Source organism: Pseudoalteromonas tetraodonis, from assembly GCF_002310835.1.
Classification (GTDB): domain Bacteria; phylum Pseudomonadota; class Gammaproteobacteria; order Enterobacterales; family Alteromonadaceae; genus Pseudoalteromonas; species Pseudoalteromonas tetraodonis.
Genome location: NZ_CP011041.1, coordinates 1,438,521 through 1,458,169, shown reverse-complemented (window position 1 = coordinate 1,458,169; position 19,649 = coordinate 1,438,521). Strand labels below are relative to the sequence as shown.

At 40.6% G+C, this 19,649-nt stretch carries 15 protein-coding genes; 2 read left to right on the top strand and 13 right to left on the bottom strand.

The features are described from left to right. Positions 1–87: 87 nt before the first annotated feature. Complete coding sequence (locus PTET_RS06755) at positions 88–987, top strand: substrate-binding periplasmic protein (RefSeq protein WP_096038391.1); 900 nt, start codon at positions 88–90, stop codon at positions 985–987. Positions 988–1,034: 47 nt separating this feature from the next. Here PTET_RS06755 and PTET_RS06750 read toward each other — a convergent pair whose 3' ends face one another. The 6 genes from PTET_RS06750 to PTET_RS06725 form a co-directional block, all read right to left on the bottom strand. After that, on the bottom strand, positions 1,035–2,330 hold the full coding sequence (locus tag PTET_RS06750) for a sensor domain-containing diguanylate cyclase (RefSeq protein WP_096038390.1): 1,296 nt from the start codon (positions 2,328–2,330) through the stop codon (positions 1,035–1,037). A 220-nt stretch (positions 2,331–2,550) separates the two neighbouring features. Then, positions 2,551–3,726 carry a 2-methylaconitate cis-trans isomerase PrpF gene (prpF, locus tag PTET_RS06745; RefSeq protein WP_096038389.1) on the bottom strand — a complete coding sequence of 392 codons (1,176 nt, stop codon included), beginning with the start codon at positions 3,724–3,726 and terminating at the stop codon, positions 2,551–2,553. Positions 3,727–3,738: 12 nt separating this feature from the next. Continuing rightward, positions 3,739–6,348 carry a Fe/S-dependent 2-methylisocitrate dehydratase AcnD gene (gene acnD / locus PTET_RS06740; protein ID WP_096038388.1) on the bottom strand — a complete coding sequence of 870 codons (2,610 nt, stop codon included), beginning with the start codon at positions 6,346–6,348 and terminating at the stop codon, positions 3,739–3,741. Between the two features lie 113 nt (positions 6,349–6,461). Then, positions 6,462–7,589 carry a bifunctional 2-methylcitrate synthase/citrate synthase gene (gene prpC, locus PTET_RS06735; RefSeq protein WP_024601688.1) on the bottom strand — a complete coding sequence of 376 codons (1,128 nt, stop codon included), beginning with the start codon at positions 7,587–7,589 and terminating at the stop codon, positions 6,462–6,464. A 25-nt stretch (positions 7,590–7,614) separates the two neighbouring features. Next, positions 7,615–8,493 carry a methylisocitrate lyase gene (gene prpB, locus PTET_RS06730; protein WP_013464731.1) on the bottom strand — a complete coding sequence of 293 codons (879 nt, stop codon included), beginning with the start codon at positions 8,491–8,493 and terminating at the stop codon, positions 7,615–7,617. Positions 8,494–8,612: 119 nt separating this feature from the next. Continuing rightward, a complete protein-coding gene (locus tag PTET_RS06725; protein ID WP_024601689.1) occupies positions 8,613–9,326 on the bottom strand; it encodes a GntR family transcriptional regulator in 714 nt (237 codons plus the stop codon). 263 nt (positions 9,327–9,589) lie between these two features. Between PTET_RS06725 and rsmF the strand changes: the two genes are divergently transcribed. Beyond that, positions 9,590–11,029, top strand: a complete 1,440-nt coding sequence (gene rsmF / locus PTET_RS06720) for a 16S rRNA (cytosine(1407)-C(5))-methyltransferase RsmF (protein ID WP_096038910.1) — start codon at positions 9,590–9,592, stop codon at positions 11,027–11,029. 1,175 nt (positions 11,030–12,204) lie between these two features. On the opposite strand, the gene PTET_RS06715 is transcribed toward rsmF, so the two are convergent. The 7 genes from PTET_RS06715 to PTET_RS06685 form a co-directional block, all read right to left on the bottom strand. Continuing rightward, complete coding sequence (locus PTET_RS06715; RefSeq protein WP_024601429.1) at positions 12,205–12,918, bottom strand: VpsP family polysaccharide biosynthesis protein; 714 nt, start codon at positions 12,916–12,918, stop codon at positions 12,205–12,207. Next, positions 12,911–13,639 (bottom strand): tyrosine-protein phosphatase, encoded by a 729-nt coding sequence (locus PTET_RS06710; protein ID WP_024601428.1) that lies wholly within the window; start codon positions 13,637–13,639, stop codon positions 12,911–12,913. The genes PTET_RS06715 and PTET_RS06710 overlap by 8 nt, the downstream gene beginning before the upstream one ends. A 12-nt stretch (positions 13,640–13,651) precedes the next feature. Continuing rightward, complete coding sequence (locus PTET_RS06705) at positions 13,652–15,859, bottom strand: GumC family protein (protein ID WP_096038387.1); 2,208 nt, start codon at positions 15,857–15,859, stop codon at positions 13,652–13,654. 24 nt (positions 15,860–15,883) lie between these two features. Next, positions 15,884–16,405 (bottom strand): polysaccharide biosynthesis/export family protein, encoded by a 522-nt coding sequence (locus PTET_RS06700; RefSeq protein ID WP_013464725.1) that lies wholly within the window; start codon positions 16,403–16,405, stop codon positions 15,884–15,886. Beyond that, positions 16,402–17,616, bottom strand: a complete 1,215-nt coding sequence (locus PTET_RS06695; RefSeq protein ID WP_096038386.1) for an outer membrane beta-barrel protein — start codon at positions 17,614–17,616, stop codon at positions 16,402–16,404. The genes PTET_RS06700 and PTET_RS06695 overlap by 4 nt, the downstream gene beginning before the upstream one ends. Then, on the bottom strand, positions 17,600–19,003 hold the full coding sequence (locus PTET_RS06690) for an undecaprenyl-phosphate glucose phosphotransferase (RefSeq protein WP_096038385.1): 1,404 nt from the start codon (positions 19,001–19,003) through the stop codon (positions 17,600–17,602). Before PTET_RS06690 ends, PTET_RS06695 begins: the two co-directional genes overlap by 17 nt. 189 nt (positions 19,004–19,192) lie before the next feature. Further along, positions 19,193–19,591 carry a 3-phosphoshikimate 1-carboxyvinyltransferase gene (locus PTET_RS06685; protein ID WP_096038909.1) on the bottom strand — a complete coding sequence of 133 codons (399 nt, stop codon included), beginning with the start codon at positions 19,589–19,591 and terminating at the stop codon, positions 19,193–19,195. Between the last annotated feature and the right edge of the window lie 58 nt (positions 19,592–19,649).

Below are 19,649 nucleotides of genomic sequence, written 5' to 3'. Positions count from 1 at the left end.
TGTATACTAGAAGAACCTCACTATTTAAGTTGTTTATTCCAAATAACGCACTAAACTTAAAATTAAAGATAAAAATGCATTATCCTTATGAGAATATTTTTAATCGCTGCCTTAGTACTATCATTTTTCACTTACGCACAACCTGCGCCAGTAACCTATACGGTCGACAATAAAAATATCACACTTCTCGGAGAGAAATACAAAAGCGGCTATGGCTATAATTTAAAAGCCGATACAGTTCTTCGCTTAGTTACACTTAATTGGCCCCCTTATATAGACGATCACTTATGCAATAAGGGCTGGCTATATCAACTTACAGTAAGCATGTTAGTAAAACGCGGCTATGGTGTACATATAGAGTTTTACCCTTGGGCGCGTGCCGTTCGTGAAGCTGAATTAGGTAAAGCTGATATTTTATTTCCTGAGTATTTTATTAGTGACGATGTAATGTCAGAAAACATTTTAACCAAAACACGTAATCAGTTATTGGCGTTATCTGAGCCCATTCCTGGTGGTGACTTATCATTTGTAGCACTTAAAGATCACAGCATAAATTACGATGGCAGTATTGAGTCTGTAAAAAACAGGGTTATGGGGGTGGTACGTTCATATAAAAATAGTAAAGAATTAGATGAACTTATTGAACAAGGCGAAATAAAAACCATCGTTGCTAACAGTGAGTATCAGCTTATTCATTTGCTTTTAAATGGTCGGGTTGAGCTTATTGTTGCCGACTTAGAAGTGCTAAAAGCCAGTATTTATAAATCACTATTATCAGCTAGAGAAAAAAAGAGGATGCTTAGCGCGCTAGTTGCATTAACGCCAAGCATAGAATACAAAGCCCTGTATTATGAAATCAGTAAAAGTACGCCAAATTGGCAATTTATCTTAGATGATATCAACGCAGAAATAGCGAATATGCGTGCAAATAATGAATTTGAGCGCTTTATAAAAAATAAAAAACAGCAGTGTTATAACCTCGATTAAGCCATAGGCAGCTAAATTTGAGCGTGCCTGTTTTCAGTTATATCTACTCATAGTCTAAGGCTTTGGTTAAACACCACCGTTTGGTTCCGTCCGGTTGTTTTTGCATTATAAAGTGCTGTATCGGCATTTCTTAATAATCCCTGCAGCGAACACGACTCAGAAGTCAAACTTGATACACCACTGCTTATTGTATAACTCACCTGCCCGCCACTTGATAACTGCACTGGGTTATCTTTTAAATGATCTTGCAACTTTGCTAAGGTTTTAACAACGGTACTGACACATTTGGTAGGCGAAACAATGCAAAACTCTTCTCCTCCTAAACGCGCTATAATATCATCACTGTCACAAAATGATTTAAACGTAGCAGCTATGCTTTGCAACACACTATCTCCGCCTTCGTGGCCAAATTGATCGTTAATGCGCTTAAAGTGATCTATATCTATCATCGTAAGGGTTAAGTGCTGGCTGTCTTTAATACACTCATCAAGTGCAAGTTTAGCTGTTTCCATAAACCCTCTTCGGTTGAGCAAATTAGTAAGCGGATCTTTAATGGTTAAATCTTTTAGTTGTGCTTGATACTGCTTCATTTTTGTAATATCGCGCTCAATCGCTGCATAGTAAGCCACCTCACCTAACGCATTTTTTAATGGAAAAATATTCATATCAATCCAATAAGGCTCACTTGATTTTTTATAATTTAGTATTTGCTCAGATACTTGCTGTTTATTTTCTAGCGCATGCCTAATTTTATCGCGTGTGGCTTGTTGAGTTTTAGCGCCTTGTAAAATGCGCGGCGTTTTACCTCTAACTTCATCTAAATGATAACCCGTTACTTTAGTAAATGATTGGTTTGCATAAACAATTTTAGGGCCATCATTAGTAATAGGGCTTGCCTCGGTAACTAAAATAACGTCGCTGGCTAATTCAACAATTTCTTTAAATGGAATAGCTTGTTTTTGATGAGTAATATCGATAAAAGTGACGACTATTTCAGCAATGTTGTTCTGCTTGTCAAACTCTGGATAAGCGTTACATAGCACCCATGTAATTTCGTCGCTTGAGCTATCACATATACCTATTTCAAGATTCATCAATGGTTTTTGGGTTTTAATAACAACACTAACAGGATACTGAGAATTCTGCAGTGGTTGACGAAATTCATCCAGTAATTTCCATTTACTATCAAACGAATCGCGCCCTAACGCTTGCTCTTTTGTTAAACGTAAAATATTTAAAGCCGCAGGATTTGCATACAAAATTCCTGTGTCTGGTGAATGCACCACCACACCGGTTTGTAAGTTTTGTATTAACCTTTCTGCATTTAGCCTTGATAAATCCATTAATGTACTCCGTACAAACTGTATTGAAAAAATACACGGGCTAGTGTTCATTTTAATATAAGTGAATATTTGCCGACATAACAGAAAAAATGTTGCTGTTTATTGAGCACCCCTCAACAAAGTACATTTTACAACCTACTGAATTGCTAAATAAAAAAACCGCAAACTAAGTTAAGTTCGCGGCTTATTATTTTACTATAGTACGTATTTTGGATGCTAGTTAGTCATAATCAAATGGCGCTCTTACCCAGCCTTCCATTAATACACGTGCGCTGCGGCTCATACTCGCTTTAGTCACTTGCCATTGGCCATTTGTAACAACCGCCTCGGCACCTACTTTAAGTGTGCCCGATGGGTGACCAAAGTTAACCTCGTTAATAGCACCGCCACCAGCGGCCAAATTAACTAATGTTCCGTCAATTGCGGCTGCTGTGCCAATAGCGACAGCGGCTGTGCCCATCATCGCATGGTGTAACTTACCCATTGACATTGCACGTACTAACAAATCTATATCGCTTGCATTAACCTGCTTACCACTTGATGATTTGTAATTAAGCGGTGCAGCCACAAACGCCACTTTAGGTGTGTGTTGGCGTATTTGCGCTTCATTAATAGTACTAATTAGTCCCATTTTTACCGCGCCATAGGCACGAATGGTTTCAAGCTTAGTGAGTGCGGCTTCATCAGCGTTTATATCATCTTGTAGCTCAGTACCGGTATAACCAATATCGCGGGCATTTACAAAAATAGTCGGGATACCTGCGTTGATCATAGTTGCTTTTAATGTCCCCACACCTGGTACTTCTAAATCATCAACCACATTGCCTGTTGGAAATAGCGCACCATCACCATCAGCAGGGTCAATAAATTCAAGCTTTACTTCAGCGGCAGGAAACGTCACACCATCTAACTCAAAGTCACCGGTTTCTTGAACTTGAGCGTTAGTCATGGGTACATGCACTAAAATACTTTTTTTAATGTTCGCCTGCCATACGCGCACAATAGCAATGCCATTATCCGGTACGCGAGATTTATCAACTAAACCATTGCTGATGGCAAACGCGCCCACGGCAGAGGTTAAGTTTCCGCAGTTACCACTCCAATCAACAAACGCTTTATCAATGGCGACTTGACCAAATAAATAATCAACATCGTGATCGGGCTGTTCACTCTTACTCAAAATAACCGTTTTACTGGTACTTGAGGTTGCTCCGCCCATGCCGTCGGTTTGTTTACCGTATGCATCTGGGCTACCAATAACGCGTAATAATAAGCTATCGCGCGCCGCACCTGCCACTTGGGCAGGTGCGGGTAAATCGGTTAAATTAAAAAAAACCCCTTTACTCGTGCCACCACGCATATAGGTCGCAGGCACTTTAATTTGTGGTTTAAACATAAACGTGTGTCCTTATGATGCTTGCGTGGCTTCTAAAAAGTCTTGCGCAAAGCGTTGTAACACACCGCCTGCCGCATAAATAGAGAGCTCTTCTTGCGTATCTAGTCGACATTTCATCGGTACGTTTAATACCTCGCCATTTTTACGCGTAATAACAAGCTCTAGGGTTGCGCCTGGTGTTGGTTCGCCCTTCACGTCGTAGCTTTCGCTACCATCTAGGTTAAGTGTTTTACGCGTTGTGCCTGGTTTAAATTCAAGCGGCAATACGCCCATACCAATTAAATTAGTACGGTGAATACGTTCAAACCCTTCGGCTGCAATAACCTGAACACCAGCAAGCCTAACGCCTTTTGCTGCCCAATCGCGCGAAGAGCCTTGGCCGTAATCAGCGCCTGCCACAATAATGAGTGGCTGTTTACGCTGCATGTAGGTTTCGATTGCTTCCCACATACGCGTATTTTCACCCTCTGGCTCTATACGTGCGTACGATCCTTGCTTCACTTCTCCGTTTTCATCTAATACCATTTCGTTCAATAGTTTAGGGTTTGCAAATGTAGCTCGTTGTGCGGTTAAGTGATCGCCTCGGTGCGTTGCGTACGAGTTAAAGTCTTCTTCTGGTACGTTCATTTTAGTTAAGTATTCACCTGCTGCGCTGCTGGCCATAATCGCATTAGAAGGTGATAAGTGATCGGTTGTAATGTTATCGCCAAGTACTGCTAACGCGCGCATACCTGTCATACTGCGCTCACCTGCCAAAGCTCCTTCCCAATAAGGTGGGCGGCGAATATACGTACTTTCTGGGCGCCAATCGTATAGAGGGTCGTTATCTTCGCCGTAATCAACGGTTAAGTTAAACATTGGCTCGTATACTTTTCTAAACTGCTCTGGTTTTACGCTTTGTTTGATAACCGCATCTATTTCTTCATCAGATGGCCATAAATCTTTTAAGGTTACATCGTTACCTTGTTGATCTTTACCGAGTATATCTTTTTCTATATCAAAACGAATGGTACCCGCAATTGCATAAGCAACTACTAAAGGTGGTGACGCTAAAAACGCTTGCTTAGCATACGGATGAATTCGGCCATCAAAGTTACGGTTACCCGAAAGCACAGCCGTTGCATATAGGTCGCGATCAATCACTTCTTGTTGAATTTTAGGGTCCAACGCACCACTCATGCCGTTACAGGTAGTACAGGCAAAACCCACAATACCAAAACCGAGTTGCTCTAGTTCAGTGAGTAAGTTTGCATCTTCAAGGTACGACTGCACCGCTTTTGAACCCGGCGCCAATGAGGTTTTAACCCACGGTTTACGCATTAAGCCTTTAGCGTTTGCATTTCGCGCCAATAAACCTGCAGCAATTACATTGCGCGGGTTACTGGTATTAGTACAGCTGGTAATAGCGGCGATAATACAGGCGCCATCTGGCATTAAGCCTTCTTCATTTTCAACAACACCCGAAATACCTTGCGCTGCTAAATCGCTGGTAGATACACGACGATGCGGATTTGAAGGCCCTGCAATGTTGCGCCCTACGCTTGATAAATCAAACTTGAGTACGCGATCGTATTGAGCGGTTTTTAAGCTATCACTCCATAAACCCGCTGTTTTAGCGTAGTTTTCTACCAGGGCAATTTGCTCTTCATCACGGCCTGTTAAGCGCAAGTAATCAATAGTTTTATCGTCAATGTAGAACATAGCAGCGGTTGCGCCAAATTCTGGGGTCATGTTCGAAATGGTCGCTCTATCACCCAGGGTTAGTGCATCAGCCCCTTCACCGTAAAACTCAAGGTAAGTCGATACCACACGTTGCTCACGTAAAAATTCGGTAATCGCCAGTACAATATCGGTTGCAGTTATGCCAGGCTGGCGTTTACCGGTAAGCTCTACGCCCACTATATCTGGTAAACGAATATATGATGCGCGCCCAAGCATTACGCTTTCGGCTTCAAGGCCACCTACGCCAACAGCAATAACACCTAAAGCATCAACATGTGGGGTATGGCTGTCGGTACCTACTAAGGTATCTGGGAACGCAATGCCATCGCGGTTTTGAATCACCGGCGACATTTTTTCAAGGTTAATTTGATGCATGATGCCATTACCCGGTGGGATCACATCAATATTTTTAAACGCTGTTTTGGTCCAGTTTATAAAATGAAAACGGTCATCGTTGCGTCTATCTTCAATGGCGCGGTTTTTTTCAAATGCATCGGGATCAAAACCTGCGTGCTCAACAGCTAATGAATGATCCACAATCAGTTGAGTCGGTACAACCGGATTTACTTTTGCAGGATCGCCGCCTTTTGCAGCAATAGCATCACGCAGGCCCGCTAAATCAACCAGTGCGGTTTGGCCTAAAATGTCATGACATACAACGCGTGCCGGATACCACGGAAAATCTAAGTCTTGTTTACGTTCAATTATTTGGCTAATCGCATCGGTTAGCATTTCGGGCTCACAGCGACGCACTAAGTTTTCGGCAAATACACGCGAACTGTAAGGTAGTGTAGCGTATGCGCCTGGCTTAATGGCATCGACGGCGGCTTGGGTATCGTAGTAATCAACATTTGAGCCTGGTAAAGGCTTACGGTATTGGGTGTTATTAATAATGGTCATAATAAATTCGCTAATTTGGTGACAGAGGAGAGTACGCTAAAGCGCTATAATGAGTAATCATCAGCGCTATAAACAATAAAAGGTGAGCTAGGCTCACCTTAAACGCTAACTAATTAGCCTCTTGATTCAATTGGCGTATAGCTACGCGCATCTGGCCCGGTGTAATCAGCACTTGGGCGAATAATACGGTTATTTGCACGTTGCTCTTTTACATGCGCTGTCCAACCAGTTACGCGGCTCATTACGAAGATAGGCGTAAATAACTTGGTAGGAATACCCATAAAGTGATACGCCGATGCATGGAAAAAGTCAGCATTACAGAATAACTTCTTCTCACGCCACATAACTTCTTCACAGCGAACTGATACTGGGTAAAGCACATCATCACCCACTTCTGCGGCTAATTTTTCAGACCATTTTTTAATAATAACATTACGTGGATCTGACTCGCGGTAAATTGCGTGGCCAAAGCCCATAATTTTATCTTTTCGCTCTAGCATCCCCATCAGTGCATCTTCAGCTTGATCGGCGCTGGTAAAGCCTTCAATCATATCCATGGCGGCTTCGTTGGCACCACCATGCAGTGGGCCACGTAAGGTACCAATTGCGCCAGTTACACATGAGTGAATATCAGAAAGCGTTGATGCACACACGCGACCGGTAAAGGTAGAGGCATTAAACTCATGCTCTGCGTACAAAATTAGTGATACATTCATTACTTGTGCAAATAATTCACTTGGCGCTTTATCGTGTAATAGCGTTAAAAAGTGTGCACCTACTGAATCATCATCAGTTTGTGTTTCGATGCGAACACCGTCATGAGTAAAACGATACCAGTAACAAATAATACTTGGGAAAATTGCCACCATGCGATCAATCGCATCGTTTGCTTCGCTAAAGTCATTTTCCATTTCAAGGTTACCTAGCATAGAACACCCTGTGCGCATTACATCCATTGGATGTGCCTCTTTTGGAATATTCTCAAGCACTGTTTTTAGCGCCTCTGGTAAACCGCGTAAACTTTTAAGTTTAGCTTTGTACTCTGCCAGTTCGCTTGATGTTGGTAACTCACCGCGAGAAAGTAAAAACGACACTTCCTCAAACTGTGCTTTTTCAGCCAGTTCGCTAATGTCGTAACCACAGTAAGTTAAACCAGAACCTGTTTGCCCTACTGTACATAATGCGGTTTGTCCTGCTACTTGGCCACGTAAACCTGCGCCACCTAATGCTTTATCTACCATGATGTGTCTCCTGTTGAATTTATTATTATTTGTCAGATTTTGCTGAAAAAAGGTTATCGAGCGTGTTTTCGTACGAGTGATAATCTAAAAAGTCGTAAAGCTCTGCACGCGTTTGCATGTTTTCAATTTGGCTTTGTTGCGACCCTTCATTCAAAATAGCCGAATACACATTGAGTGCGGCTTTGTTCATTGCTCTAAATGCACTTAATGGGTAAAGCACCATTTCTACGCCCACATCGCTTAGTTGCTCTTTGGTGTAAATTGGGGTTTGGCCAAACTCAGTAATATTGGCCAAAATAGGCACATTAATCGCCTTAGTAAATGCTTGATAATCAGCAAGATCATGAACCGCTTCTGCAAAAATCGCATCGGCACCGGCTTCAACACAAGCTGCTGCACGGTCTATCGCCGCATTTAAGCCTTCTTTTTGAAACGCATCGGTACGCGCCATAATGTAAAAATCGCTATCGGTTTTAGCATCAACCGCAGCTTTAATTCGGTCTACCATTTCAGCTTGGGTAACTATTTCTTTATTAGGGCGATGGCCACAACGCTTTTGCGCCACTTGGTCTTCAATATGAAAGCCTGCTGCCCCCGCTTTAGTCATTTCTTTAACGGTACGGGCAATATTAAACGCCCCACCCCAACCTGTGTCGGCATCCACTAACAAAGGTAAATCGCTAGCACCGGTAATACGGCGAATATCTTCAAGCACGTTATCAAGGCTGGTCATCCCTAAATCTGGCATACCAAATGAGGCATTAGCCACACCCGCACCCGATAAATAAATAGCCTGATGGCCCATTTTTTCAGCCATCATCGCGGTGTACGCGTTAATAGTACCTACCACTTGTAACGGGTGGTTATTTGCAATTGCCTGTTTAAATTTTAATCCTGCTGACATTACCTTCTCCTAACTTTGAACGGGGCTGCTCATTGGCAACTTAGTATTTTTTAATAATGTGACATATGTATTAGGGTCTATTGACCTTTCAGGGTTTAATCCGCAAAGATCAACAGAATCTAGTTAGCCATTTCATTTTGAGTGGCTTGTACTGATTGATATCTATCAAATTTTGTTTGTATATTTGCCTGTGATGCACTGATATGGCGCTTCATTAGCATTTCGGCCAACTCACCATCATGATTTTCAATGGCGTTAATAATGGCTAAGTGTTCGTCAAATGCTTTCGATACCCGCGGCCCTACCATACCCATTTGTACACGGTACATTCTTATTAACTGGTACAGATCGTGGCATAACAAATGAATTAAGTGCGCGTTTTTACTGCCTTTGATTATTCTGTAATGAAAATCTAAGTCGCCTGCTTCTTGATAGTACGACTCACCTTCTTTAACACGCTGAGTTTGCAAATGCTGATTAAGTAATTGTTTCAAGCCTTGCACTTCATCTGGTTCCATATTGTCGGCAGCTAACCTACATGCAAGTCCCTCAAGAGCACTGCGCACTTGATACACCTCAATTAAACGCTCTGCGGTTAATGCCACAACACGGCAACCTATATTGGCTTTACGCTCAACTAAATAACAACTTTCTAAACGGTTTAATGCCTCTCTAAGCGTTGCACGACTCACACCATAACGCTTTGCTAGTTCCGGCTCAGATATTTTACTGCCTTGTGCAATGCTGCCCTCTACAATTTCGCGGCGCATATCTACAAACACTTTATCGGAAGCGGTTGTGATAGATGTTTCATTTAACAAGTGCTGTGTCATAAAGTATTTTTATATTGTCGACAATTTATGGTCTAACTATGTGCTTATTATTTATACCTGTCAACCCTAGAACCACTTAAATCGAGTGAAAAACCACCATATTGTCGACATTATTAGCCGAAAGTATAATAAAAAATGTATTTAAGCTGTTTTACCCAACAAGATGTCGACACCTTTTAAGGGTTACTATTTCGTTTTTAACACTGAAAAAAATCGTTAAAAATGCTATTATCATGCTTTATTTTGACTGTATGAGCCAAAACGTGGACGCAAACACTTACATCCCTGAGCCATTTATTAACGACGTAAAAACCTATTTACCCGAGCACCTAAACTTAGATGACTTTTTAAGTGCATGTCGTCGTCCACTGCGTAAATCTGTTCGCGTTAATACATTAAAAATGAGTGTTGAAGAGTTTAAGCAACAAGCGGCTAAAAAAAACTGGCAACTTACCGCTATTCCTTGGTGCGACGAAGGTTTTTGGTTAGAGCGCCCAAACGATGAAGAGCAAAACCTAGCGCTGGGCAATACCGATTTACACTTAAGCGGGGCTATTTACGTTCAAGAGGCAAGCTCAATGTTGCCGCCAATGGCACTAAAGCAAAGCCTTAAAACCAGTAACACAGTGCTCGATATGGCCTCGGCACCGGGCTCTAAAACCTCACAACTGGCTGCACTAATGAACAATCAAGGCGTGCTAGTTGCAAATGAGCTTTCGTCATCACGTTTAAAAGTACTCAGTGCCACGCTAAAGCGTATGGGTGTAGGTAACTGTGCGCTATCGCATTTTGATGGTGTGGTATTTGGCAACTACATGTTTGAGTGCTTCGACAGCATTTTACTTGATGCGCCCTGCTCTGGCGAAGGCACAGTACGTAAAGATAGCGACGCGCTAAAAAATTGGTCAATCGAGTCAAATATTACCATTGCCCAAGTACAAAAAGATCTGATTAAAAGTGCGTTTTATGCACTTAAACCAGGTGGCACATTAGTGTATTCAACCTGTACGTTAACCCCACTCGAAAACCAGCAAGTATGCAGCGCATTATTAGATGAGTTTGGCGAATATATAAGCCCTGAGTCATTAAGCGATTTATTCCCTGGAGCTGATAAAGCCACCACCGCAGAGGGCTACTTACATGTTTGGCCGCAAACCTTTGACAGCGAAGGCTTTTTTATTGCCAAATTTAAAAAGCACAGCAGCTGCGAAAACCAAACATTAAAAGTTAAAAAAGGCGCGTTCCCGTTTAACCAATTTGACAGTAAACAGCAAGATGAGTTTATGAGCTCTCTCAAAAAGCAATTTGGTTTAACAAGCCTGCCAGGTACGTTAAAACAACGCGACAAAGAGCTTTGGCTGTTTCCTGATGAGTTTGAAGCGATACAAAACAAAATTAAATATGCGCGATTAGGGATACAAGTAGGCGTTATTCATAAAAATGGCGTACGCCTAACGCACGAATTTGCCACCGTATTTGGTAAGCAGTGTAAAAGTAATGTACTGGCATTAACCAATGAACAGGCTAACGATTACTTTAATGGTAAAGATATACGCCTAGAAGAGGTAACCAAATCCAGCGGCGAGGTAATCCTAACTTTATGTGGTTGCCCTATTGGCTTAGGGAAATGGCAAAAAAATAAAGTTAAAAACTCTTTACCACGAGATTTAGTACAAAATACGCAGTTAATAAACTGGGCGTAAATTCTAATAAAGGTGTGTATAACAAATGTAACTTGCTGTAATTACAGTAGTATAAAAAACGAACAAAAATGTGTATTTTTAGCACTTTTGACTATACTTAAATAACTTTCTTCTTCTCCCTAAGAATCTGAAAGTGTCTTTAGTTAGCGCAGGGCTCAAATACGAGCCCCTCTATAACCCAGAGTTCTTTTAGCTCTGGGTCTTTTTTTGTCTAGGCAAAAGTTAACGGGCCTCGGGAGTCGGGTTACGAGCTTAATCACTCACCCAGCCCTATTATTACAATAAGAACTTAGTGATTTATTTACCACAGAGGATAGGAGCACACAGAGAAAGTAATTAAAGACAAAGATTAAAGAACTGTTGTTAGTTATTAGATTTCCAAAATTGAAGCTTTTTCTCTGTGCAGCGCGAAGCGCCTCGGTGTTCTCTGTGGTTCAAAAATAAAGGTTTTAGGAGAAAGTTAACTGGTTCCGGGGATCGGACAACCGGACCTGGGCATTACAATAAGCTCTTAAAAATTTATTTACCACAGAGGATAGGAGAAAACAGAGAAAGTGATTAAAGACAAAGATTAAAGAACTGTTGTTAGTTATTCGATTTCCAAAATTGAAGCTTTTTCTCAGTGCAGCGCGAAGCGCCTCGGTGCTCTCTGTGGTTCAAAAATAAAGGTTTTAGGAGATAGTTAACTGGTTGCGGGGATCGGACAACCGAACCTGGGCATTACAATAAGCTCTTAAAAATTTATTTACCACAGAGGATAGGAGAACACAGAGAAAGTAATTAAAGAAAAAGATTAAAGAACTGTTGTTAGTTATTAGATTTCCAAAATTGAAGCTTTTTCTCAGTGCAGCGCGAAGCGCCTCGGTGTTCTCTGTGGTTCAAAAATAAAGGTTTTAGGAGAAAGTTAACTGGTTGCGGGGATCGGACAACCGGACCTGGGCATTACAATAAGCTCTTAAAAATTTATTTACCACAGAGGATAGGAGAACACAGAGAAAGTAATTAAAGACAAAGATTAAAGAACTGTTCTTAGTTATTAGATTTCCAAAATTGAAGCTTTTTCTCTGTGCAGCACGAAGCGCCTCGGTGCTCTCTGTGGTTCAAAAAAGGTTAAAGTTCAGAGTAGACGAGCTGCGAGGTTCAAGGCCCGTTACTCGAAGCTCGTGGCTCGTGTTTTAACCACAGTATTTATTAAACATCCAGCTGCCTCTGATAGCCTCATAATGAGAACCAAATTGCAGCGATAAACACACTATTGGCAAACGATTCATTTGCTCAGCCATACTAAACACATCATAAAATTTATAACCATATTTAGAAGCTAATTTAAGCTCATTCACATAAAGGGCTTTGTAGGTAGGTGGTAGTTCACTCCAGTGCATTAACGCAATTTGAATAATGCCTAAATGAATATCTAACTTATATGGGCCTACTTTTTTGGCTTGCTGAATATAATTGTATACCCGCTCTGTTGGTCCCTCTTGATAACTTACAACTTGCGCTAAGCTCATCCAAGTTTGTGCCCAAGTTTGTCTAAGCTCAACTGACTTTAATAACGCCTGCTCAGCTTGTTGATATGTTTGCTTTACTTTATCTGATTGCTCACTTGATGTGCTATCTATACCACTGAGGCTTAGTAATTTGATATGGGCTAAAAAATGCCAATAATGAGGATGCTCGGGATCCATATTCGTAGCTAACGTAATCGCATTTTCTGCAGCTTGAAGCGATGAACCAGATAAAGCACCATCCGACTCTTGCACAATATTAAGTGCATGAAAGTACCATGCATTAGCGCGCATACTTTGCATGCTGCTATATGCAATTACAAGCACTATTAGAGCTAAAATAACAGCAGGCACTACCTTGACCATGTTTAATTTAGTCATTAAATAAGCTCTCGGTTAATTGCAGCGGGTTAGTTACAAAAAGCGCTGTTGCCTGCTCTTCACCTATTAACTGCGCTACTGTATTTTTAGCTTGGCTTAAAATAGGCGGTCGGCGCTTTACTGAATGGGCATCAGAGGCAACATAGTTCACTAAACCATCTTTTAGCATTTGTAACGCTATAGCTTGAGCGCTTTCGCCCCACTCGCCTTCAATACTCGATGCAGTTAATTGAAAGTCGCAGCCTAACTGCTTTAAGTGCTGAATATAATAAAGGTTTGACTGAATATCGCGATTACGCTCAGGGTGCGGAATAATAACGCGTGTGTTTTGTTTAGCGAGCCACTGTATAAACTTATCGTAACCTTGTGGCATGTGTGAATGCGGTAACTCTAATAACAACACATTTTTGTCTGCTATTTTACCAATAAAAGGCAGCTTATTAGCCATCACCATTGCCATAAGTTCTACGTCTAAACGCACCTCAGCAGCAGCCGCTAATTTAACATTAATACCCTCTTTATGTGCCTCTAGCTTTAAACTCTCTAAATCGTTTTTGATTTGAGCAGTCGCATTGTTAAAGCGACCCATATGTATATGTGGCGTTGCCACCATATGAGTAATGCCGTCGTTTTCAGCCAATTTTAAAAGCGCTAAAGATTCAGTTAAATCTTTAGCGCCATCATCAATACCCGGCAAAATATGCGTATGAATATCAATCATAAATTAACTTCGTTACGCTTGTGGCTTTTCAGGTTGCTGAGAGTAATCGTAATAATCATAGTAACCATGACTATGCTCATCTTTAGACTTACTCATATCTACCTTGTTAAGTACCACACCAGCAACATGGGCTTTTACTTCAAATAAACGCTCAAGGCCAGCTGTAATTGGTTTAATACGGGTTATGTCTGACTTAACAACATAAACAACCGAGTCAACACTTTGCGCAATTACTAATGCATCACTTACTGCCTGTGTAGGCGGTGTATCAACAATAATGTGATCGTACTGCGCTTTTAACTCGCCAAGTAACTCAGCAAAACGTGGGTTTGATAAAAGCTCAAGTGGATTCGACGGTATTTGCCCGCTTGGCATAATAGTGACACCCGATTGTGTATCAACATGTACACACTCAGCTAGTTGCTCAGTACCTATCATTAAATTACTTAAACCTGGGTGAAATACAGGTATATCAAAACGTTTAGCTAACGTTGGTTTACGTAAATCGGCATCTATCAGTAATACCTTGCCCATTTGTGCCAACGACATCGCTAAATTGGCAGAGGTGGTGGTTTTACCCTCTCCTGGGGAGGTAGAGGTAACCGCTATAACCTGATGCGCTCGGTCAAGATGAGTTAACAATAAACTAGTGCGGAATGTACGTACCGACTCAGCAAAGCGGCGATAAGTATCTTCTAAATAAGCATGAATAGGAAAATAGCTCTTTTTAGGAACTGCAACGTGAGGCAACAAACCAAGCATACGCTGCGCAAGTTTATTTTCTACATCGTTTTTGTTTTTAACTGTGTCATTTAAGGCATCAAAAACAAAGGTCATTACCACTGCAAAACCAAAACTTGCCACAAAAGCTAAAATAACAATTAACTTTTTGTTAGGCTTGCTAGGTTGGTTTGGTGCATAAGCACGGTCAGTAAAGCGAGCAGCAGCTGAACTAAAGTCACTGGTCACTTCAGTTTCTTTAGAGCGAGATAAAAAGGTATTAAAAATATTACGGTTTGTTTCTACTTCACGCTTTAGTTGGTTATATTGGGTTTCTTTGCGGGTAATATCTTGATACTCATCACGAATTTTAGCTAAATCGCGTTCAAGCGCATTTACTGTACGTGTGGTTCTGTTGAGCTCTTTTTCTATACCGGTAATTAAACCTTTAATTTGCTTATTTAGGTTAGTTTTAACTGTAACAAGCTCAGCCTTTGCTGAAATCATTTTAGGATGTTTAGGGCCATAAACCTCACCAAGCTCACTTACCTTTCTCTCAACCAATACTACTTCGCGTTTAACATCTTGTACTACACGGTGTGAAGTAATCTCTGGCATACTGCCAAGTAGCTCTATGTTTTCGTTACCATATTCGTTAATTACACGGTTAATGCTTTCTAGGTTATTTTTAGTCGCGCGAGCATCAACTAATTGTTTGGAAGTTTGCTCAAGCTCTTGGGTAACCAGCCCTGCTATACCTTCTATATCAACCAGCTTTTGCTCTTCTCGATAGGCTTGTAAACGTACCTCAGAGCTATCTAGTTGTATACGTAATTCAGATAAACGCGTGTTTAACCAGCTCGATGCCTGCTGGGTAATGCCCATTTTTGCGCGCATTTGGCTTTCTATGTAAACCTCACCCACAGTATTAGCGACTAACGCAGCCAACTTAGGATCGCTCGACTCAAAGCTAACGCGAACCAACTGAGTTTTAATTATTGGGGATACACTCAAACGAGACTTAAATGCAGCTAATAAGCCCAGCATTTCACGTTCTGCTTGCTCTTCTTCACTAAGAACAGAGCCTTCTTTTTTATTTAAAAAGGGTAAAAGCTGCTTAACAATAGCTTTAAGCTCACCAGTGAGTGAAGGCCTAGCAATAAAGTCGGTATGATCTTTTAAGTTAAGTTTAGTAATTACCTCACGGGCAATGCTATTTGACTTAATCACTTCAAACTGAGTTAAATAATACTCTTTTTTAGTAGAATCTAAACCATAAATTTCATCAAAACTCACCGCTTTGGTTTGCTCCGACTCAATCAATAAAGTGGCTGTAGCCACATACTTAGGCACTAACGTTAAAGCAACCATTATAGTGAGTAATGTAACTACAATAGCAAAACCTAAAATCTTCCATTTGCTTTGCTTAATAACATTAAGATAAGCACCTAAATCAATAACTTCCTCGTTGTTGCTAGGTTTTTCAGAGTGTGTATTCATTTTATTATTACTGCCTTAAACTGCTTAAAACAAGCGCTGCTCTATTTTTATGGTGTCACCCGCTGCAATTTGGCTGTTTAAACTACCTTTTTGTTGCTGCTGTTTGGTTTGCTCTTTAAAAATAAATATTTTGTCAACTGAGGCGCGCTCAGTTAACCCACCGGCTAATGCTATTGCTTGATTTACTGTCATAGCGGGTTGATAGGGGTATGCGCCTGGCTCTTTAACTTCACCATGTATATAAAAAGGCCGGTATTCTATAACTTGCGCATACACATTAGGGTTAACTAAATAATCTGGCTGCAGGCCTTCGCTTATTGTTTGCTCAACTTGCGAAACACTTAAACCCACAAGTTTCACCTTACCTAAAAATGGGTAGTTAATCTCACCACTATTGCCAAGCAGTGAGGTTACATCTAAATCAGGCTGGCCAAATACTTTAATTTCTATTTTATCACCTGCACCTAAAATGTAGTTTTGCGAATCGTTCGCAAAACTACAAAAGCTCAGTAACAATATTAAGCCAGTTAAAATTTTAACCTTCATTCATTTCCCTTTAATGCAAATGTAAAGTTTAGGCCCACAATCACGCGGTCAAATTCAATGTCCGCTTGAGTTGAATTACGATCAATAAAATCAACATAGCCGGTTACCATACCAAAGTTACTGGCTAAATAATTTAAGCCTAGGCGGGCATTTTTAACTTTATCTTTACGATTAAAATTACCAGAGTACTGTTGATCAACATAATTAGCACTGACTACCGAGCTTAAATACTCGCTCCAATCATGCTGCCACGTTGCACCGTAAACACTCTCGCGAATGTAATCGCCTTCTAATAAAGGGTCTTTAGCGGCACGACTGGTAACTAATTGTAAAGTTGAATAGGTCAACGGCTTCCAAACAGCTGCGGCTTCCCAGCTTAAACCACTAAAGTTATCGCGCAGGCTTGACTCAAAATCTTTATTTTGGTAACCGACTTTAAATGAACCAGTAGTAACGGCTGTGGCTTCCCATTCCATACCTAATAATACTTTTACGTCGTCTGAGTCACGGGTAATACCGTTTGAATCAATCACATCGTATTGGTAGTTTTCTTGCTTTACTTCTAAAAATGCGCGCGTGCCTGCTTGGGTATTATAATAACCAATAACACCTAACATAGGTTTATCGTAATTACGAAATTGAGATATAGCCGTAAAATTTTGGTAATTTTTGTTATAGTAACCCGCAGTTAAAGCAACCATTGCTTTAGAGCTTTGTGCGCCGTATTCGTAGCGAGCAGTTAGGTTTTGTTGCTGATAATTTACAAGCTCATCTAGAGCGCTGCCCTGGCCTTCAGTTAATCCGCCACCACGTGGCTCGTACAACCAGTCGGCATCACCAGTAACATCTAAACGGTGTTGACTAGTAAACTCTTTATGCACACCTGCGCCTACATTTACTTGAGTAAAGTTATCGGTTGTGTCTTTATTATGAAACGACGTGCTTGATGCAATATCAAATTTATAACTGTCTGGGCCATCTTCAATCAATGCATTTAAACTCGGCGCTATATTCCATATTAAACGTGACTGAGTGGCAGACGGCGTCATAAAAAAGTTGTCGTTGCTGCTCACACCTAACTGTAGCGTAGGTGTAATCTCAGCGCCGTCTTTAGTCATTACACTGCCTGGTTGTAATTCTACTGCCAATGCAGGTGCACTTAAGCCTAACGCAACAAGTAAAGTGGTAATTGTATTAGTACGCATTTTCACTTTTAAATCCCTTAAAAATTGTCATAAAAATTATTTTAACATCAAACCATAAAGACCAATGTTTAATGTAATGTAGGTCGTATTCAACTCGCTTAGCCATTTTATCCAAAGTATCGGTTTCGCCGCGCCAGCCATTAATTTGTGCCCAACCGGTAATTCCCGGTTTGGTTTTATGCCTAAACATGTAAAATTCTACTTTTTTTCGGTACTCTTCGTTATGAGCAACAGCATGGGGCCTTGGCCCAACAATCGACATATCGCCTTTTAAAACATTTATAAATTGCGGCAGTTCGTCAAGGCTAGTACGGCGTAAAAAACCACCTAGTGGAGTAATGCGGGCATCGTTTTTGGTTGCCTGAGTCACTACATCACTATTCTCGGTCACGGTCATCGAGCGAAACTTCCACACTTTTATTTTGCGGCCATCTAAGCCATAGCGATCTTGCTTAAATATAATAGGCCCCTTAGATGTTAGCTTTATTGCGGCAGCAATAGTCAATAATAATGGGGTGATTAAAATAACAATAATAGCCGAAACAACTATATCTTCTGTTCGTTTTATAAATTCGTGAGCACCAATACACGGCGCTTCAAAAACGCTTAAAGTATCTACATCGCCCACATGCTCAATACGGGCATGTATTAAGTTTGAGAGTAAAAAATCGGGCACTATGTGCACATCTACTGTGGTATCACCAAGCTGTAATAAAATATCAGCTATGCGTTTTTGCGCTTTCATAGGGAGTGCAATATAAAGTATATCTATTTCGCCATTACGTGCTGCATCTACTGCACTTTGTATACCGCCCTCAACACCTTGCTGTTCAAGTTGCTCAAACAAACGTTCAGGGCTTCTGTCATCGTAAAAGCCTTTAAAGTTAAAACCTAGCTCGTCGTGTTTTACAATTTCTGCATGTAAATAAGCAGCAGACTCTGTAGCACCAATAATGGCAACACACCGCTGCGACAAACCTAGTTTACGGCGATTGCGTTTGTATAAATAAGCACCCAAACGCCAAATATATAAATACGCCACACTAAGCATAAACCAAATCGCGATTCCCACGCGAGAAAGCGACTCAGTAAACTTAAATAAAAAAGACACAACCAGTAAAAACGCAAAGGCAATTAAAACACTACCCCATGCACACATTACCATGGTTCTAAATTTACCAGCACGCCAAGAACGGTAGGTAGAAAAAAGCTCAGCACTGTACAAGTAGCTAAGTGCAACAGCTAATGCAGAAGCGGCATAAATAGGAGTGAGTTTAAAATCATAAATTAGGGCTGCGCACTGAAAAGCTAAAAACAACGCAAATATATCAAATAATCGGTAAAAATTGGCATCAGAGGAACCTGAAGGTTTAAAAGTCCTTGGAGATGTCATTTTGCTTAATTCCTTATAGCTAATTCAGTGTGAGTGACGCCCCACAAAATCCATGGGGATAATATAGTATTAGCCAATTTTGTTCAATTGCTGATTCCGACAAAAGTACTAAAATTAATGTTTATATCTTTTAGCTAACTCTTGCTTTGTTAGTAAGTATTAAAATAAATACTCACATTTTATTTAAGTTTAATTAAATAAGCCCTTAAACCAACTCCAAACACCAAACGAATATCCTTCAAAAACATCAATTCCCAATGCAGATTTAATCAAATATAAAACCAGCAATGTAAATAAAATAAAAAAAGTAGTTGCGGTACTTAAAATTAATGCTTGAGTAAACCTTGCTACTTTTTGCTCTTTTGCACTTAATTCACGCCTATTACGTCCTGCTAAAAAAACATAGTAATAACGGTATTTAAAAAACTTAACTACGCCTCTACAATCAACGGCATGGTTACCCCACTGCCTAGCACCAATGGCTATTTTTAGATGCGCTAACTGTTCATCAGTAAAGGTAGATTGAATGTTTTTAGGCATTCGCTCTAGTAAACTTCTAATAGCGGGGTCTTGCTGTAAGTTCGACAAAAAAACCTCAAATTCAACGTGATTATTAATTGCCAATTATTTTAAACAACTATTTAAT

What these genes read in the sequence shown, in the direction of transcription:
- PTET_RS06715 (WP_024601429.1), bottom strand. Translation starts at nt 12,918, where the DNA reads ATGACTAAATTAAACATGGTCAAGGTAGTGCCTGCTGTTATTTTAGCT.
- PTET_RS06690 (WP_096038385.1), bottom strand. Translation starts at nt 19,003, where the DNA reads ATGACATCTCCAAGGACTTTTAAACCTTCAGGTTCCTCTGATGCCAAT.
- PTET_RS06710 (WP_024601428.1), bottom strand. Translation starts at nt 13,639, where the DNA reads ATGATTGATATTCATACGCATATTTTGCCGGGTATTGATGATGGCGCT.
- PTET_RS06755 (WP_096038391.1), top strand. Translation starts at nt 88, where the DNA reads ATGAGAATATTTTTAATCGCTGCCTTAGTACTATCATTTTTCACTTAC.
- acnD (WP_096038388.1), bottom strand. Translation starts at nt 6,348, where the DNA reads ATGACCATTATTAATAACACCCAATACCGTAAGCCTTTACCAGGCTCA.
- PTET_RS06750 (WP_096038390.1), bottom strand. Translation starts at nt 2,330, where the DNA reads ATGGATTTATCAAGGCTAAATGCAGAAAGGTTAATACAAAACTTACAA.
- prpC (WP_024601688.1), bottom strand. Translation starts at nt 7,589, where the DNA reads ATGGTAGATAAAGCATTAGGTGGCGCAGGTTTACGTGGCCAAGTAGCA.
- PTET_RS06725 (WP_024601689.1), bottom strand. Translation starts at nt 9,326, where the DNA reads ATGACACAGCACTTGTTAAATGAAACATCTATCACAACCGCTTCCGAT.
- PTET_RS06705 (WP_096038387.1), bottom strand. Translation starts at nt 15,859, where the DNA reads ATGAATACACACTCTGAAAAACCTAGCAACAACGAGGAAGTTATTGAT.
- prpB (WP_013464731.1), bottom strand. Translation starts at nt 8,493, where the DNA reads ATGTCAGCAGGATTAAAATTTAAACAGGCAATTGCAAATAACCACCCG.
- prpF (WP_096038389.1), bottom strand. Translation starts at nt 3,726, where the DNA reads ATGTTTAAACCACAAATTAAAGTGCCTGCGACCTATATGCGTGGTGGC.
- PTET_RS06700 (WP_013464725.1), bottom strand. Translation starts at nt 16,405, where the DNA reads ATGAAGGTTAAAATTTTAACTGGCTTAATATTGTTACTGAGCTTTTGT.